This is a genomic window from Providencia rettgeri (genome assembly GCF_013702265.1).
In the GTDB taxonomy this organism is placed as follows: Bacteria; Pseudomonadota; Gammaproteobacteria; order Enterobacterales; family Enterobacteriaceae; genus Providencia; species Providencia zhijiangensis.
The window spans coordinates 3,091,984-3,110,589 of record NZ_CP059348.1; the positions used below are offsets into that span (position 1 = coordinate 3,091,984).

The 18,606-nt window shown below is 40.9% G+C and carries 8 protein-coding genes; 5 read left to right on the plus strand and 3 right to left on the minus strand.

What is annotated here, in order from left to right:
* Positions 1-18: 18 nt before the first annotated feature.
* Together H0913_RS14215 and H0913_RS14220 are read left to right on the plus strand one after the other, a co-directional pair.
* Positions 19-6,855 carry a TcdA/TcdB pore-forming domain-containing protein gene (locus H0913_RS14215; protein ID WP_181477470.1) on the plus strand — a complete coding sequence of 2,279 codons (6,837 nt, stop codon included), beginning with the start codon at positions 19-21 and terminating at the stop codon, positions 6,853-6,855.
* Positions 6,856-7,224: 369 nt separating this feature from the next.
* Positions 7,225-8,610: an SLC13 family permease gene (locus H0913_RS14220; protein ID WP_154602425.1), complete on the plus strand. Its 1,386-nt coding sequence runs from the start codon at positions 7,225-7,227 to the stop codon at positions 8,608-8,610.
* Between the two features lie 132 nt (positions 8,611-8,742).
* Here H0913_RS14220 and H0913_RS14225 read toward each other — a convergent pair whose 3' ends face one another.
* From H0913_RS14225 to H0913_RS14235, 3 genes are all read right to left on the minus strand, one after another.
* Positions 8,743-9,369 (minus strand): hypothetical protein, encoded by a 627-nt coding sequence (locus H0913_RS14225; protein WP_154602426.1) that lies wholly within the window; start codon positions 9,367-9,369, stop codon positions 8,743-8,745.
* A gap of 163 nt (positions 9,370-9,532) precedes the next feature.
* Positions 9,533-12,691, minus strand: a complete 3,159-nt coding sequence (locus H0913_RS14230; protein ID WP_154602427.1) for an efflux RND transporter permease subunit — start codon at positions 12,689-12,691, stop codon at positions 9,533-9,535.
* A gap of 15 nt (positions 12,692-12,706) precedes the next feature.
* Complete coding sequence (locus H0913_RS14235) at positions 12,707-13,897, minus strand: efflux RND transporter periplasmic adaptor subunit (protein WP_154602428.1); 1,191 nt, start codon at positions 13,895-13,897, stop codon at positions 12,707-12,709.
* A gap of 134 nt (positions 13,898-14,031) precedes the next feature.
* Here H0913_RS14235 and acrR point away from each other — a divergent pair, with 134 nt between their 5' ends.
* The 3 genes from acrR to mscK all read left to right on the plus strand — a co-directional run bounded on the left by acrR (position 14,032) and on the right by mscK (position 18,602).
* Positions 14,032-14,682 carry a multidrug efflux transporter transcriptional repressor AcrR gene (acrR, locus tag H0913_RS14240; protein ID WP_181477471.1) on the plus strand — a complete coding sequence of 217 codons (651 nt, stop codon included), beginning with the start codon at positions 14,032-14,034 and terminating at the stop codon, positions 14,680-14,682.
* 12 nt (positions 14,683-14,694) lie between these two features.
* Positions 14,695-15,048: a DsrE/DsrF/TusD sulfur relay family protein gene (locus H0913_RS14245; protein ID WP_154602429.1), complete on the plus strand. Its 354-nt coding sequence runs from the start codon at positions 14,695-14,697 to the stop codon at positions 15,046-15,048.
* 158 nt (positions 15,049-15,206) lie between these two features.
* A complete protein-coding gene (gene mscK / locus H0913_RS14250; protein ID WP_181477472.1) occupies positions 15,207-18,602 on the plus strand; it encodes a mechanosensitive channel MscK in 3,396 nt (1,131 codons plus the stop codon).
* The last annotated feature ends 4 nt before the right edge of the window (positions 18,603-18,606 follow it).

The following is an 18,606-nucleotide window of genomic DNA, read 5'->3' on the forward strand; positions in this document are numbered from 1 at the left end:
TTAAATAAGGAAATTATTATGGGAAAGGATAGCCATGACTCGCTATTTACCGCAGCAAAACAAGTATATGCATATGTAAAAAAAAATGCAGATTTAATGAAGTGCGTTGCTACAATAAAGTTAGGTTATCAGCAAAATGGTGCATGGAATGAACCCCTTTCAAACCTAAAAGCGGCATTAGAAGAGAAAATTACTGATGTTACCTATATTAATTATAGCCGCACTATTCCTTTGGGTATCGAAGGCTTAAATATCATTGAGCAGAAACAATTCTTAGCCGATTTTAAAAAACATTTCTCAGAAAATACTCATATTGAAGTTAAAGTCCAGGGGCAAAATGATAATAATTTTTCATTGTTAAATGATGATGAATTGTTAGATGGTTCTGCATATCGAATATTACCGACGAATTATCGTGAGCGATATAATAGCCGCTCAATGTTAATGTCTCGATTAACAGTTAATGTGAAGAAAGAATATTTCTCAGACTTAGCCAAGGCATTAATGCAGCTTTATGAGCATGATCCCCATAAAAAAGTGATGCAGACAAAAATTATGGGCCCTAAAAAATTAGGACGAATAACAGATCAAGCGGTGATTTATTTTTCTGAAGCGAACCTACAAAGTGCCACCGAGATTAGCCAGCAACTAAAAGCATTATTACCCGAAGATGCGATGATTGAGCACGTCCCGATGGGAATGTATCGTGTTGATAAAGGTTTTTCTTATTCAGAAACCCTTGAAGGGCAATCTAGTAGCCATGGTGAATCAAGATCTGAAATGATATCTAAAGGGATTGTTTCATCACTGATTTCAGATGAACCATTAGAACAAAGCCTTTCCAAAGAATTAAGGATACAAGGCTACGATGTGGAACAGCCCGCTTTGTTGTCTCAGTCTGTTAAGGAAACGTATTTTGACATTTCGATTACTGGCGGCGGCACGAATTCAGATAATCAGCCTAGTATAGATATTGAAAAATTTAAGCAAAACCCAGTTGAATTTGCCCGTGACTACAATATTAATACCAAAATACTTAACTCTATTTTGCAAATACCCACGGAAGGTAGAATATTATTCAGTAAAAATTTTGGTAAAGGTTACCAAGTTGAATATGTGGACGCCAGTTATGGTCAAGACCAGCGTTACGCCATAGATTGCTATCTTTTAGATTCAAAGGCGCGAAATAAAGAAAGCAAACGTGTCGAATATGTGGATATCCCTAAAAATCATCCGGAGAAAGCGTTTTTATTCACAGGGTTATTGCGTGGCGAGTCGGTTGTGGTGATTGAATTAGACCACGAAAACTACCGTGTTTATCGTGATAACCGTGCTGATGCTTCATTACTTTATGATAATGTAGTGATGGCTGTTGATGCGCGGGATTACACGATCGTCGAGCAAAATATTAGTAAAGCTAGCGCATTTATGCATTTTAACGGTGATGAGTGGAAATTGATTGTTCAACCCCAACGCAATCGAATCTCCCTCAGTGTAGAAAAAAATATGGTTAGAGTCCAAAAGGCGGGGGACTATAATTTTTCCGATAGAAAGCTACGCTTTGAAAATGTTAGGGAGAGACTTCATAGTGAATTAAAAATGCTGGCCAAAAAAGCCAATGTGAAAATTGGCGATATTCCAAATGAAGAAATACTTCCTTCAGAACCACTGACTGAACCCTTTGAAAATAATTCATCATTAAAAACGTGGCTGGATATTGGCAGCCAAGTAAAACAAAAATTAGATACTCAAATTCAAGAGTTAAAAAAAAATCGGAAGTTACTAGAGGAAAATTTAATTGGCGTAACAGATATAACATACAAAAATAAAATAGAACATGCCATTGAAATGAATAAAACTATTGTTTCAATGCAGAATAAACAATATGGTGAGCTTTTTTATCATTTACGTGAAGTGGAATATAGTTGGTTATGGCAACGTATTAAAACAAAACAGGGTATGAATGCAGTAGTTAAAATTAAAGAGTTTGACCCGAATATGGAAATAAACTCACCATATGCTTACTATTTAACAGTTAATGAACGGTATGAAAACTTAATTTATCTGCACAAGTTAACGCGAAATATGCGGTTTAAAAATGAATTTAATGAAGGAATAAATAAATACAAAGACATCAGTATGCAAGGTGTCAATGACTTAGTTCCTTCACAGCAATTGAAAAAAATGTACATCACAAATGAGTATACAGCAAGAGAGCGCGGTGCGTTATATCGTGTTATTCAAGAAACAGCACATGCTGAATATATCACTAACGTATTGAGGCAAACGGGGAAAATTAGTGAGTTATTTTCTGAATCTGGTAGTAAGAAAAATCGATTAATTCCACAAGATTTTTATTTATCGTTAGTAAAAAGTGATTCCGGTGGGCGCTGTTACCCATTAGTCAGAGGAATGTCAGTGAGCTTAGCGCGAGAGGGGCATCTAGGTGCGGATAAACTCATTGATAAGCTATACACCGCAGCGGCTAATCCTGAAAGTCGAGATTCTTTATTATTACAAGATTCTCTGAAAAAATTACACTCTAATGTTGAAGCAGTCGAAGCTTCTTTTTCCCACGGCATTATGGGACTGAAAAAAATCCAAACCCTACTGGATATTAAACCTGAAACCATAATGTTTGCTGTAAACAGCAAAAGTCACTCAATGCTGGTAGGTAAAACAGTGATTGATGGGAAAAGTACTTATTATTTTTATGATCCTAATTTTGGTTTATTTTCATTTAAAAATAGCAGGATGCTATTCTCATGTTTAAAGAAGTTTTTCAATGAAAAGAAAATGGCTGATTACTATTCTGCCTATGAAGTTGATAATAAACCAGCATTTGAATTGGTCTTTATTAATACAGATGATATGGCAAAGGTTCCTATTGGTCATCATTTAACTGTCAATGATTTAAGTAATGATGAAGAATTATCTAATTTAAGCGATAGAGGAATAAAAGTTGAAGAATTAATTTTTAAGCAAAAAGAAATTACTGAAGACACAAAATTAAAAAGCACACTGACAATACTGGACGCTCAACAGTGGGGAGAGCGAATAAATGAAGCAACAATGAAACTTACAGAGGAAAAACAATTTAATGGAAAATGGATTCCACTATTTTCTAGTGTAGAGCAAGCCGAGAATAATACATATCGAATTAAATTTATCCATATTGATAATACAGACCTAACTCGTTGGGTTGAAACAAGCGATAAAACTTTTATCGAGTTTCACCAATATTCAGTCGAGCAAATGGGGATTTTCAGCAAATATTATCGATTTGAAGAAAATGAAATGAAAGCACGGCTCAATGACGCGAGTTCTGTTTCCGTTGATGGTTTGAATGCAGGAATTGCGATTCAATCCATTATTCAGTGGGTGGAAAATAAAAATCGTAATGACGTCTCAGAGCGAAAAAACTCACCAAATTTATTTTTGGCGCTAAAAATTCATACCTACGTAAATTATTCGATGATGGCGTATAGCACCGTCAATGATATGACAAAAATAAATAAAATCATCAGGCTCGGATTAAAAGCGGAAAGCACAGCCAGTGCAACGGAAATAAACTGTTTCTTTTCATCAATGGCAAGAACAGCAAATGAAGGGGTGGCAGCCCTTTTTAGTGGTGTGCTTGTGGGATTTGATATTTATGAACTCACCAATGCAGATAGTGATCCCGAGCGCATTGTATTTGGCACTCAACTTACTTTTGATTCAGCGAGTTTTGTGACCGGAGCTGGTGGTATTGGGCTAAGTGCAATGGGGTGTGCCACAGCAGCAGCTGCATTAGGGAGCGCCAGTGTGATGGTCGCAGGGTTAGGTATTGGCTTTGTGGGGCTAGCACGCAATTTTGCGATTATTGGTGAAGATGCAAAAGCCGTCGGACTCTATTTTTCTACGCTGGATAGCGCCTATAACGGTAATGGCTACGATTTTATGGTAGATAAAAAGTTGCTGCACCCCAAATTTGGGGCTGTATTTAATTTGCTTAACTTAAGAAATAACCAGATACAATTTGATAGCCAATATATTTATCGAACAAGTTCACGCTCTTCGGGAGGTGGGCGGCATAACTATATATTTTGGGTAGGGAACTTCCCTACGATGGTGAAAGATCGAGAGCAAGCTATAAATATCCGTCAGGGGATTGGCTATCAGTCAGCGACTCATGAATTAGATTTTAGTCATGCAGATGCCATTATGTTGCCTGTTATTCCTAAATCCTATATTAAATACAATTACAACTTATGGCCGGGATGTACATCGCGTCATGATAATGGTTTCGATGTTATTCGCCGATTAGAGCAGGGAGATAATTTTGATTATGATTTCTATATATTCCCTAGCGAAAATACTATTACACAGATTTTCCATGAATATGTGGATACCCCAATTGATGTAGTTTTAGATGAAAATAATCGTGAATTAGTTATTCCTCAGCTAGCGAAGGAATGGCATGGAAAAATTGAATATAAAATAAAAGGTTATGGCGGAACGTATAAGCTCAATCTAAATAATGGGATTCGTATCAGCCTAACGGATGATGTACAAAATAATCAAAACTCGAAATGGGTTATAGATGCCAGCCAACTTGAAGATTGCACGGTTAAAATTCTAAATAATCAATTGATGGTTGGTAATATTAAAATCGATGTCGATATTGACAGCGTGCAAGGTCAAATCATTGTCGTGGATAAAAATAAAGAAGTGCGGGAAGTCGATTTTTCAGCGGCTCAGGTAGCTATTTTGAGTGAAGATGAAAAATTATGGCAAGGAACTCCCAAAAGTTTAGACCAACATTTACAACACTATGCTAAGAAGCATAAAGCGCACGGGCAGTATATTACGATCGATAATCACCAACATAATGGCAAGGATGTAGGGCGAGCATTCTATGATGTGAGCAAACAACGTTATATTTTTATCGATACCCTTGATGCCAATAAACAGCACGCTATTTTAAGTACCGTGGTGGATGATACGGCTTATTTCTACTTACCAGTACAAAAGCAAATATGGGAAGTGGATATTGCAACCGGTGTGGTGAGTGCTGAATATCAATTAGAGAATCAAAATAATCGTCCATTTGAAATATTACAGTTATGGAAAGGTGATGGGCATATTTATTTTTCATGCAAATATACAGATAGCAATGAAGTTGTTAATTTTCAACTTGAGCAAAATATAATTAAATTAATCGGCTTAAACGCGAATCCAGCTTTATTAGAACAATTAGCTCAAACACCAACCCAGTTTTCAACGATAACGCCTCAGAGACTCCTACAGAACTATATGTTAAGGGGGACTCACAAACCTGATGCTAAGCAGTCTGTGCAGATTGAAGCTGATTTAGGTCAGAGTGTGACCATATCAGGGATTGATCGCAACCAAGCTCTACATCGTTATTGGTTAAGAGTAGCGGACAGACTTCTCATTAAACCTAATTTATCCCCCTCTCTTGGTTATGGTGAAGAGCCGACCAATATCCGATTACATCAAAGCCATTGGGCTATTCCACCAGATTTGGCATTAATGGGAAGCCTATTTGATGATAAAGGAACGGAAATTTTCTATTTTTACAGCCATAAAAATAAAGAACTGTATCGCCAAGAAGGCGCAGGGCAGAACATATTAAATGTGATTAAACCGACAGCGCAGTTTTTAAATACCCCTCATAACTTACAAAATGTTGTATTTTGGCAAGGTAGTTTATTTATGTCTGATTCGGATGGTGTCGTTTGTCAAATCGATGCCAGCGGGAAATATCATCCAGTTGCATTAAATGAAATTTGGCTTAAGGGGCGGGTAAATTGGTGGGAAAAATTGGGGGATTACTATTGCTGTAAACCAATCACATTGATTGGGCTAAATAAAGAAAATTCTCAGCGAGCTATTCCCGCGTGGTATCTAAATGGAAAGGTGATTATTGCTCATGAATTATCACTAGAAAATAACATCCAACTTCTAGGATTAAGCACGGATAATTCAGCTGGATTGATTTTTGATCCAATCGCCAAGAAATTATATAGCCAACCATTTGCGATGGAGAGTCAGTTATCTTCTGCATTTGGACAAGGCCAGCACTTGATTAGCGGTGCTCAGTTACCAAAAGTTGTCGATGTTTATCCTAATTTACGGCTTGATAATGTGAAAATTGTCGGTAATGGCTTGTTGATGTTTACTGAAAGCGGTGAAATTCTGTATGTCGATATTTTAGCGAATGAAAACCAATCACAAAGCGCTCATATCGGTTCTTCATTGATTATTCGTGGTGGCAAGCAAAATGATAGGTTATCGCCCGCAATCATTCAGGATGTGGAAAACATCGTGCTGAGTGCTGGAGATGGGCAGGATACTTACAGGATTTCGAAAGAAGCATGGGCGTATTATCACTCTATTATTATCGATAATCATGCGCTTGATTCTCAGTTAGATACGCTAATTTTACCTGTCTCAGAGAGTGATGAATTGGTGATGAGCCGGCACGATGACGATTTATTTATCACCGATATGAGCCAAAATACCACTTTAGTGTTGAGGCAAGTTTTTGGTGATCAAAAACAGGCTCATCAACATTTGCAGTTGCGTTTCATCAACCAAACAAAAGATGTGTCATTAGAACAATTTATTCAGCGCCACTCACTGGATTTAACGATTGATCTGGCAGAAACGCATATTGAGCTTAAGGATTATCAGCGTATTGAAAGTGATGTTCATTTTTCGTTGTTGTCGGAACAGGCTGCAGGGTTTGCACAGAAAGATTCATTAGGAATGCCTAGAATGGATACTCAGTGGTTACCGAGCATGACATTGCATAATGGTTTGTTAGGCCATTCATCCCAAGGATAACTCATAAAAATGTAAGCCAGCCTGAATTACATAGTCAGCTGGCTTACAGCTCACAAAATAGAAATGGAATTATTTATCTGAACTATCAAATTGTTATATATTTCTGGTGAGGGGAATTTATAGAGGAACGTCGCAGTTAGTTATTCTTACCTATACATTGTCTTAAGTAATTAATTGCCATTTTTGTGAATTAGCAGTGAGATTTTTACGATTTTCACCATAAAGTGAGTAAATTGCGGGGTGCAGATCGCAATTTTGGGCTATCTACATTTTCATCTCATTCAATTAACTCTATATTTTACTCCTCTTAAAAAACGATTAACAAAAATTACTCGAAAACTTAAATTGCTTCCGAACTATGGAGTTAACATGGATGCTTCCGAATCTTTGACACCATCGGCTTCTCCAACCCCTTCAAATAAGCGTGGTTGGATTATCCTAGCGGTTGATATTGTAGTTTTACTTTTACTGTTGAAATTTTTGCCTTTTGATCCAAAAGCAAATGCAGGACTGGCTTTAATGGTCTTTGTGGGCGTGCTTTGGTTAACAGAGGCTATTCACGTCACTATCACGGCATTATGTATTCCTTTACTGGCTGTTGGGCTGGGATTAATGGGAACCGGGGATGCGTTAAAAGCTTTTGCTAACCCAATTATCTTTTTGTTCTTTGGTGGATTTGCGTTAGCAACTGCACTGCATATTCAAGGTCTTGACCGCCTAATAGCTAACCGCTTGTTGATGGCTGCTCGTGGGCGTCTATCGGTTGCTGTGATTTTACTGTTCGGGGTGACCGCTGGGTTATCCATGTGGATCAGCAACACGGCAACAGCCGCAATGATGTTACCGCTGGTTTTAGGTATTCTTTCTAACCTTGATGTTCGCCATGAGCGCAATACATTTGTATTCGTGTTATTGGGTGTGGCTTATAGTGCCAGTATTGGTGGTTTAGGTACGATTGTAGGTAGCCCGCCGAATGCGATCGCCGCTTCTGCGCTTGGCTTGGATTTCTTATCATGGATGAAATACGGCATTCCAATCATGGTGGTTTTACTGCCAATGATGTTTGTGCTGATGTACATGATGCTGCGTCCGAATTTAAAACACCGTTTTGACATTGAATTAGAAAAAGTTGAATGGAATGGTAAACGTATTACCGCAATGGGCATTTTCTTTTTAGCGGTTGTTTGCTGGATCACCAGTACATTTATTAGCGAAGCTTTAGGTGGTGTGAAAGATTTAGATACCATCATCGCATTGAGCGCGGCAGTATTAATCGGTATTACGGGCGTGGCGAGCTGGTCACAAATCCAAAAAAATACCGAGTGGGGCGTATTAATGCTGTTTGGTGGTGGTTTGACACTGAGCGCGATTTTAAGCTCATCTGGTGCAAGTAAAATCATGGCAGATTGGATGCAAATGACATTTGGTGAAAGCCATTGGTTTGTGATCATTCTTGCGGTGACAACCTTTATTATCATCCTGACGGAATTTACCAGTAATACAGCCAGTGCGGCACTGTTGGTTCCAATCTTTGCAACAGTTGCGGAAGCATTAGGTATGCCAGTCATGGCGTTAACCATGATTATCGGTATTGGTGCATCTTGTGCCTTTATGTTACCTGTCGCGACACCACCGAATGCGATTGTGTTTGGCTCGGGTTATATTCGACAAATTGAAATGGTACGTGTGGGTGCTGTATTGAACGTGGCATGTATCATTGTCATCTCTCTATTTGCTTGGTTCTTCTGGCTGTAATAGCAACCGGAAAGTTCGATAAAAGAGAAGTGGCGACTAAAGCTCAATACAAAAAATAGCAACATAATAAATAGTACGGCCTCAGAGAATGAGGCCGTTTTTTATTTCTGATGCTGTTGATATGACAAGCACCTATTGGTTCTTCCCTAGCTGAAAGGCTCCTGTATTGAAGACTGAAATCTCATTATTTCCACGTAATGAGGGATTTCTGGTGTGAGTGAATCCTTTAATATCAATTATATCTTGCGGGCAAAGAGTGCATACTTTGCATAATGTTTGATGGCTTTCAAGAGGGCGGGTATTACCGAAAGTCGTGACATCCTTGTCTGTCACAAGATGGTGTGCTTGTTGATGAAAAGTCTCGATTTTCGTATAACGACCTGCACTCAAAATACCGTCATGAAAGGGAGTGAAAATGGTGTTTGATGGATTGAGGTTGTGTTGTTTCGAAGAAGTGATAAAAGGGGTGTCTTGATGATTGAAGCGATTAGCAAACAAGACAGGCTTTGCTAATTGAAAAGGTGAGGATGATGAGGGTTGGCTAGATGAATTTGAATTAACTAGCTTGATGACTCGTTGTTTTGGAGAGCGTCCCTCCATTTGAATGACTTTCGCCCATATCATCTTGGCGATTTGGATAGTCAAACTCCGCTGACCATGGTTTTCATTGCTCAAGAAAAAATGATGCTCAATAGCCGTTGTTGAACGAATATTCCGACTGAGTAGAAAGGGTCTAGTTAGCATTATTGTATGAGTCATCTGTTATAAGTTCCTTGCTATTAAATGTCCTTAACGAGGATGACTATAACGCTAATTTCTCATTCTGCAGTTATCAAAAAATAGAATAGACCTACTAAAAATACCTGAGCGATAGCAAAAAAAAGACCACATTGCTGTGGTCTTTTTGTACTTATGAATTTAATCAGTGGTTTGCTGGTGGCTGATGGTTATCAACGTGCTCTGGTACCTTTGCAAAGCGGCGACGGATCACCACAAAGAATACCGGAACGAAGAAGATAGCCAATGATGTTGCTGCGAACATACCACCCAGTACACCTGTACCGACGGAGTTCTGTGCCGCAGAACCTGCACCATTACTGAATACCAGAGGGATAACACCCAGCATAAATGCCAGTGATGTCATCAGGATTGGTCTTAGACGCATTTTAACTGCATCTAATGTTGCTTCAATCAATCCTTTACCTTCTTTCTCCATCAAGTCTTTGGCGAATTCAACAATCAAGATTGCGTTCTTCGCCGATAACCCAATGGTGGTTAACAGCCCTACCTTGAAGTAAACGTCGTTATCTAAGCCTCGGACGGAGGTGAAAAGTAACGCACCGATAACCCCAAGTGGCACCACTAACATAACTGAGAACGGTACAGACCAGCTTTCATACAGTGCAGCCAGACACAGGAATACAACAATCAGGGAAATCGCATACAGGGCAGGTGCCTGGTTACCAGACAAACGCTCTTGGTACGACATACCTGTCCACTCATAACCGATACCCGCAGGTAGGTTTTCTGTGGTCAGTTTTTCCATCATCAGCATTGCAGCACCGGTACTTTGACCTTCTGTTGCTTGGCCTTGAATGTTCATCGCTGGAACACCGTTATAACGTTCTAAACGTGGTGAACCGTATTTCCAAGGATCTTGAGATGTATCTAAGAATGCCGAGAATGGCACCATTTTCCCTTGGTTATTACGAACATACAGGTTGCTGATATCTGACGGCAACATACGGCTTTCCGCGTCACCTTGTACGTAAACTTTCTTCACACGACCGCGGTCGATAAAGTCGTTGACGTAAGTACCACCAAATACGGAGCTGAGAGTTGCGTTGATATCGCTGATCGCAACGCCTTGCGCCTGTGCTTTTTGTTGGTCGATATAGATACGGTATTGCGATGTATCATCTTGGCCATTAGGGCGTACACCTTGCAGAATTTCAGGGTGCTGCGCTGCCAGTCCAAGTAACTGATTACGTGCTTCCATCAGTTTGTCATGGCCTAAACCACCTTTATCAACCAGTTCGAAATCGAAACCGTTTGATGTTCCTAATTCGACGATTGCAGGCAAGTTAAAGGCATAAATAAAGGCACCTTGTTTTTTGGATAGTGCTGCGTTTGCACGCGCAACAATCGCATCCACATGGTTTTCTTTACCTTTACGCTCATCCCAGTTTTTCAGAACGACGAACGCGAGACCCATGTTTTGCCCTGCACCTGCAAAGCTAAAGCCACCAACGGTAAATACAGACTCAACGTTTTTACCTTCATCTACTCTGAAGTAATTACTGACTTCATCCAAGATGACTTCGGTTTGTTCTTGAGTTGATCCTGGTGGTAACTGCACCATGGATAAGAACACCCCTTGGTCTTCTGCTGGCAAGAATGACGATGGCAGACGAACGAACATGAATGCCATGCCTACGACCAGTAAAACGTAGATCACAAGGTAACGACCTGTTCCATTCAACATACGGCTTACGCTGTCTGTGTAATGGTGAGCTTGCTTTTCAAATACGCGGTTAAACCATCCAAAGAACCCTTTCGTGGAACCATGGCTGCCTTTTTCAATTGGCTTCAACATAGTTGCACACAGTGCAGGGGTCAGGATCATCGCAACTAATACCGATAGCAGCATCGATGAAACGATGGTGATAGAGAACTGACGGTAAATTGCCCCTGTAGACCCACCGAAGAAGGCCATTGGGATAAATACCGCAGACAGCACCATTGCAATACCGACCAGAGCACCTTGAATTTGGCCCATGGATTTTTTGGTCGCCTCTTTTGGTGGCAGACCTTCTTCTTGCATTACACGCTCAACGTTTTCAACAACAACGATGGCGTCATCCACGAGAAGACCGATGGCAAGTACCATCGCAAACATGGTTAAGGTGTTTATCGAGTAGCCAAAGGCCGACAAGATAGCAAAGGTACCTAACAGAACCACCGGTACGGCGATAGTTGGGATCAATGTTGCACGGATGTTCTGTAAGAACAGATACATAACCACAACAACCAGCATGATCGCTTCAACTAGCGTTTTAACTACCTCGTTAATCGAAATCTTAACGAATGGCGTTGTATCGTATGGGTAAACTACTTCTAACCCTTCAGGGAAGAACGGTTCCATCTCAGCTAAGGCTGCACGTACGTTATTCGCCGTATCCAGTGCGTTAGCGCCAGTTGCCAATTTAATACCGATACCTGCTGCTGGCATACCGTTAAAGCGAGCAACGGTACTGTAGTTCTCCGCACCCAGTTGAACAGTGGCTAAATCTTTCAAACGTACTTGAGAACCATCTTGGTTCACACGCAGTAAGATGTTAGAGAACTCTTCAACGTTGCTTAAACGGGTTTGAGCAATAATTGAGACGTTCAAACGCTGGCCGCCAACAGGAGGAGTTCCCCCTAACTGACCGGCAGCAACTTGGTTGTTTTGTACGCGAATAGCATTAATGACATCCGAAGTTGTCATATTGTACTTAACAAGTTGCTCTGGTTTTAACCAAATACGCATTGCATATTGGGTACCAAACAGCTGGGTTTCACCAACACCATTTACACGGCTAAGTGGGTCTTTAATATTTGACCCTACGTAGTCGGCAATGTCGTATTGACCCATTGAACCGTCTTTAGAAATAAAGCCTGCAACCATTAAGAATGAGCTAGTGGACTTATCCACACTAATACCTTGTTGCTGTACTTCTTGAGGTAATAGTGGCATGGCCAACTGGAGCTTATTCTGTACCTGTACTTGGGCGATATCGCCATCAGTACCCGCTTCAAAAGTCAGCGTAATACTTGCTGAACCTGATGAATCACTGGTTGATGACATATACACCAAGTTATCGATACCGTTCATGTTCTGTTCGATAACTTGGGTCACCGTATTTTGTACCGTTGACGCATCCGCCCCTGGGTAGTTAGCTGAAATGGAAACAGCCGGCGGTGCAATCGTCGGGTACTGAGCGACAGGTAACTTGATAATTGCCAGCAGACCCGCAAGCATGGTGATAATCGCAATTACCCATGCAAAAATTGGTCTATCTATAAAAAACTTAGGCATTAATCAATAGCTCCCTTATTTAGACGCGGTTTCAGGTTTTGCCTGAGTGTCTACAATGGATTGAGTTTCTAAGTTTGCTTGCTTCGGCACAACAACCATACCTGGTTTGATTTTCTGTAAGCCAATCACAATGACACGGTCGCCATCTTTCATGCCTTCAGTCACTAACCAGTTGTTGCCAATCGCTTGTGCGACTTGTACTTTGCGTACTTCAACTTTGTTTTCAGCGCCAACAACCATCACTTGCGCATCACCTTGTGGAGTACGTGCAACACCTTGTTGTGGGACTAAAATCGCGTTTTCTTTCACACCATCTTCTAAAATAGCGCGAACAAACATACCTGGCATCAGCTCTTTATTCGGGTTAGGGAATACAGCACGCATTGTGATGGAACCTGTGGTTTCATCGACAGTCACGTCAGAAAACTCTAATTGTCCTTTCTGCGCGTATTCTTGTCCGCCACTAATGACTAAGCTAACAGGTGCTTTACCCGGCTCTTTTTGCAGAGCACCATTTTCGATTTCAGCTTTTAAACGTAAGAAATCTTCACTCGACTGAGTGACATCCACATAGATTGGATCTAACTGTTGAACGCGCATTAGTTCAGTTGCTTGACCAGCAGAAACTAAAGCACCTTCAGTTACGTTGGATTTGCCTGTACGTCCACTGATAGGGGAAGTGACTTTGGTGTAATCCAAGTTAATACGCGCTGTTTCAACTGCCGCTTCAGCGGCTTTTACCGCTGCTAATGATTGCGCATATGTTGAGCTAGCTTGATCGTACTCTTGTTGGCTAATGTAATTCGTGCCAAGCAGTGGCTTATAACGTTTAACAGTTAATGCGGCGAGATTAGCATTTGCTTGCGCTTTAGCTAATTCTGCTTTAGCACTATTGTAGGTTGCTTGGAAAGGTGCCGGATCGATTTGATACAACGATACGCCAGCCTCAACATCGCTACCTTCTTTGTAGTTACGTTTTAGGATGATGCCACTTACTTGTGGGCGAACCTCTGCAATACGAAATGCAGATGTACGGCCAGGAAGTTCGGTCTTAATGGTCAGAGGTTCAGCTTTCAGCGTAACAATTCCTACATCAGGCGCCGGGCGTTCACCGCCACCTTTCTGTTCTTCGTTACAACCAGATAACGCTAAGCCGCCTGAAAGGACCAACAGAGCCAGAGGTAACACCCCTCTGTTTTTTCGCATAAATTAACCTCAATTAATCGATATGAGTTCAAAACAAAATTAAGAAAAAAAGCAAATTATATGATTTATCACTATGCTATAGTACAAACATACACTAATGTATGTAAATCAGCTTTCGATAAAAACGGGCGTCAATGGCACGAAAAACTAAACAACAGGCTGAAGAAACCCGTCAGGAAATATTAGATGCAGCCATCAAAACATTTTCTGAACGAGGAGTAACAGCCACATCATTAGCCGATATAGCCAAAGCTGCGGGTGTTACCCGGGGAGCTATATATTGGCATTTTAAGAATAAGGTGGATCTGTTCCATCAAGCCTGTGAATTTAGCGATAATCAAATTACTCAAGCTGAGGATTATTATCGTTCGAAATATACCAATGATCCACTTTTAATACTAAGAGAATTGCTAATATATATTCTTACCGATTTTATTAGTACTCCTAAAAATCGCGCGTTAATGGAAATCTTTTTCTTAAAATGCGAATTAGTCGGAGAAATGGCATCTGTCGTTGATTTTAAGCGTGAAAACTATCTCGCAAGTGAACAGCGGATTATTAAAAATTTACGTGATTGCGTGGATGCGGGACAACTTCCAGCCGATTTAGATTTAGCGTGTAGCGCGGTGATGATCCGAGCACTGATGTCGGGCTTACTTGAAAACTGGTTATTACAGCCAGAGCGTTTTATGATAGACGCACATACCACGACGTTAGTTGATACTCTATTAGACACGCTTAAAAATAGCGTCTCACTGCGAGTCAAACCAACGCCAAACGAATAATCGGAGAAAACCATGTCATCCATTTTGATCATTGCGAATGGCGCGCCATACGGAAGTGAAATGTTGTTTAACTCTCTGCGCTTAGCTATCACGCTAAAAGAGCAACACCCACAAACCGACCTGAAAATTTTCTTAATGTCTGACGCAGTTACTGCTGGGATCACAGCGCAAAAACCGAAAGAAGGGTATAACCTTCAGCAAATGTTAGAGATTTTAACCGCGCAAAATGTCCCTGTTAAGTTATGCAAAACCTGCACTGATGCTCGAGGTATCAGTGAGCTGCCATTAATTGATGGTGTCGAAATCGGTACATTAGTTGATTTGGCTGCGTGGACATTAGATGCTGAAAAAGTTCTCACCTTTTAATTTTATCGCCATAGATTAAAAAAGCTTTTTGAGAATTGAGCTGCGGTTTGTCAAAATTGCAGCTCAAATAGCAAGTTAGAACTCAGTATATTAGATCTAAGTATATTAGAACTAAACAATTTAAGTGTTAGATAATAGTAGGATCACAACGAGATATCATGGGCCCACTAATGCAATACAGAAAAGCGTGGTTATATTTAATTAGAATATTTTTGGCATTTGCCATCACCTTTTTCTCTTTTCAAATTTCCGCAGCAACAATTAGTAACCTTCCCAGCAAAAATGAGATAAAAACAGAGCTCAATTCGTTAAATAAAAAAAGCAATGCAGGGCAAGAAGATAAACTCGCTATCGCCGATTTGGAAAAGTCATTAAATTATTATGATGAACTGGAAAAACTCGATCAGCGTTCAGACGAACTGCAAAAAAAATTAAGTCACTCCGGTGAAGAGTCAAAAAAAGCGGTTCAAGGTTTATTACAAATAAAAAATCAGAGTGAAAATCCTGATATTAACTTTCAGCACCAAATTGAAAATAGCAGCCTGCAACAATTAGAGTCCATGTTGGCAACCCATTTGGATAACCTGCAAGCTGAGCAAAATGATCTCGCCACATACAACAGTCAACTGATCGGTTTGCAAACTCAACCTGAGCGCGCCCAAGCTATCATGTTGGACAATGCTCGAAGACTGCAAGAGATCCGCAACGAACTTAACAGCACATTGACCGACTCTAGCAAGCTGCGCACCACACAAGTGAATATGCTGCAACTTGAGCAATACCTTCTACAGCAGCAAAACGAATTTCAAAAGCGCGTTCTCCAAGCTAATACGCAACTCCAAGATGTTTTGCAGAAACAGCGTGATTACACGGCGGCGTACATTGAGCAACTCGATGCCCGAATTCAGGTGATCCAAGACGCTATCAGCAAAGTGCGTCTCAGTGATTCTCAATCGACAGTACGTGAAGCACAAAATACCTCTACGGATGATGCGGTACAGCAAAATCCGATTATTCAAAAAGAAGTGGAGATCAATAACAAGCTGAGCAACCGCTTGATTGAAGTGACTCAAGACGGCAACAAAATGGTGCAAAATGGTATCCGAGTAAAAACTTGGTTAGAACGCGCCACTCAATCAGAACGAAACTTAAAAGAGCAAATCAACGTATTACGCGGAAGCTTGCTGCTATCGCGAATTCTTTTTCAGCAACAAATTGATTTACCCGCGGATATTCTCACCAAAAATTTGCCTGTCACCATCGCCGACCTACGTTTGGAGCAGTTTGATATAAACCAGCAGCGTGATGCGTTATACCAACCTACGGATTACATTAATAATCTGGAGCATGAGCAAGCGGTTAAGGTCGGAGAGCAAGAAAATGCCCGCTTGTTTACCCCAGAAGATAAAGCTGCGCTGGTAAAAATCCTGGATGTTCGCCGTGAATTATTGGATGAATTGAATTTACAATTAGGCGGTCAAATTTCCCAAGCCATTAATTTGCAACTGGATCAAAACCAATTATTGAGTGTAGTTAGCTCGCTTGAGCATACTTTGGCTCAGCAGATTTTCTGGGTAAACAGTAATAAACCGATGGATATTGAGTGGTTAAAAGCGTTCCCAGAAGCGGCCAAAAATCAACTAACTCATCTCGATTTTGATTTTTCATTATCGAGCCTGAAAAAAGGCTTGCTGAGCTCGCTGTGGGTGACGATTCCGTTGTTATTGGCGGCACTGATCTTTATCTGGTTGAATCGAAAAATCACTCAGCGTCTACATGATATTGACCTGCGTTTATCCAGCTTGCGTAACGACAGCGTACTGAATACACCGTTGGCTCTGTTACTCACGTTGCTGCAAACCATCCCAATTTCATTAGTGGTTATCGCCATTGGTTACTGGTTCTTAAAAACCGGTAATCTGCAAGGGGAGTTTATTTGGTCTTATTTCTTGCAACTCGCGATTTTCTGGGCGCTATTTGAATTAACGTTCAGGGTGTTAAAACCTCAAGGTATTGCAGAGAAACACTTTAATATTGAGCATGAAAATGCCCAGCGTATGCGCCGTCGCATGGTGCGTTTATCGGTACCGCTGATCCCGCTTATCTTCTTTTCTACCTATGGAATGATTAACCCGCTGAAGGTGTCTGAGGATGTGATTGGGCAGCTCGTAGTTTCTATCTGTTTATTATTATTGTGTATTTTTACTATTCCGTTCTGTAAACAGGTTTGGAAGGAAACGGGTAGCCACTTAACGCGCTCCATTTTGATCACGTTACTGACATTCTCACCGTTAATTTTAATCGGTTTGATGATCGCGGGTTACTATTACACCACACTCCGTTTAGCCAACCGTTGGTTAGATAGCTTGTATCTTCTGGTGCTTTGGTACATCACGTATAATGTTTGCTTGCGAGGCTTAAGTTTAGGCGCTAGAAAACTGGCGTATAAGCGTGCGCTTGAGCGTCGAGCGCAGTCAAAACAGCAAGAAGAAACTGAAAACGAGCCTATCAAAGAGCCGCCTATGACCATTGAGTTGATTAGCCAGCAGTCATTGCGCTTAACGACCATGGTGCTGTTTATTATCTTTGCGTTCGCGTTTTACGCCATTTGGTCTGATTTTATTACGATTTTCTCCTTCCTCGATAGTATCCAACTCTGGAGCTATACCGCTACATCAGCGGAAGGGGCGAATATCATGCAGCATGTGACTTTGGCCAACCTAATTTTAGCAGTGGTGATTGTAGTGGTGGCGTGGATTATGACGCGCAACTTACCAGGGTTATTGGAAGTGTTGGTGTTGTCACGCCTCAAACTTCGCCAAGGTTCCACCTATGCCATCACCACCATGTTGACCTATGTGATTGTCAGTATCGGGGCGATTGCTTCCCTCGGGATGATAGGGGTGACATGGAATCAGTTGCAATGGTTAGCCGCTGCCTTAACCGTTGGTCTCGGTTTTGGTTTACAGGAAATTTTTGCGAACTTCGTTTCGGGGATTATTTTATTGTTCGAAAGACCGATTCGTATTGGGGATACCGTCACCATCGGCACCTACTCGGGAACCATCAGTAAGATCCGTATTCGTGCCACGACGATTGTGGATTTCGATCGCAAAGAGGTGATTATCCCGAACAAAGCATTCGTTACTGAGCGCTTAATCAACTGGTCGCTCTCAGACACGGTTACGCGAATTACGGTCTCTTTAGGTGTTGCGTATGGCTCCGATCTGGAAAAAGTGAAACGCGTATTACTGCAAGCGGCAACCTCTAACAGCAAAGTGATGACGGACCCTGCACCTGCGGCCTACTTCTTAAGTTTTGGCGCTAGCACGTTAGACCACGAACTGCGTTTTTATGTACGCCAGATCGGTGAGCGTACCATCACCAGTGATGAAGTGAACCGTGAAATTGACCGGTTATGCCGTGAAAACGATATCAATATCGCCTTCAATCAATTGGAAGTGCATTTGCATAACAATCAGGGTGATGAAGTGCAGGAAGTGACGAAAATTATCAAAGACAAAGATAATGATAAAAATGGCGATGAAAAATAACCTG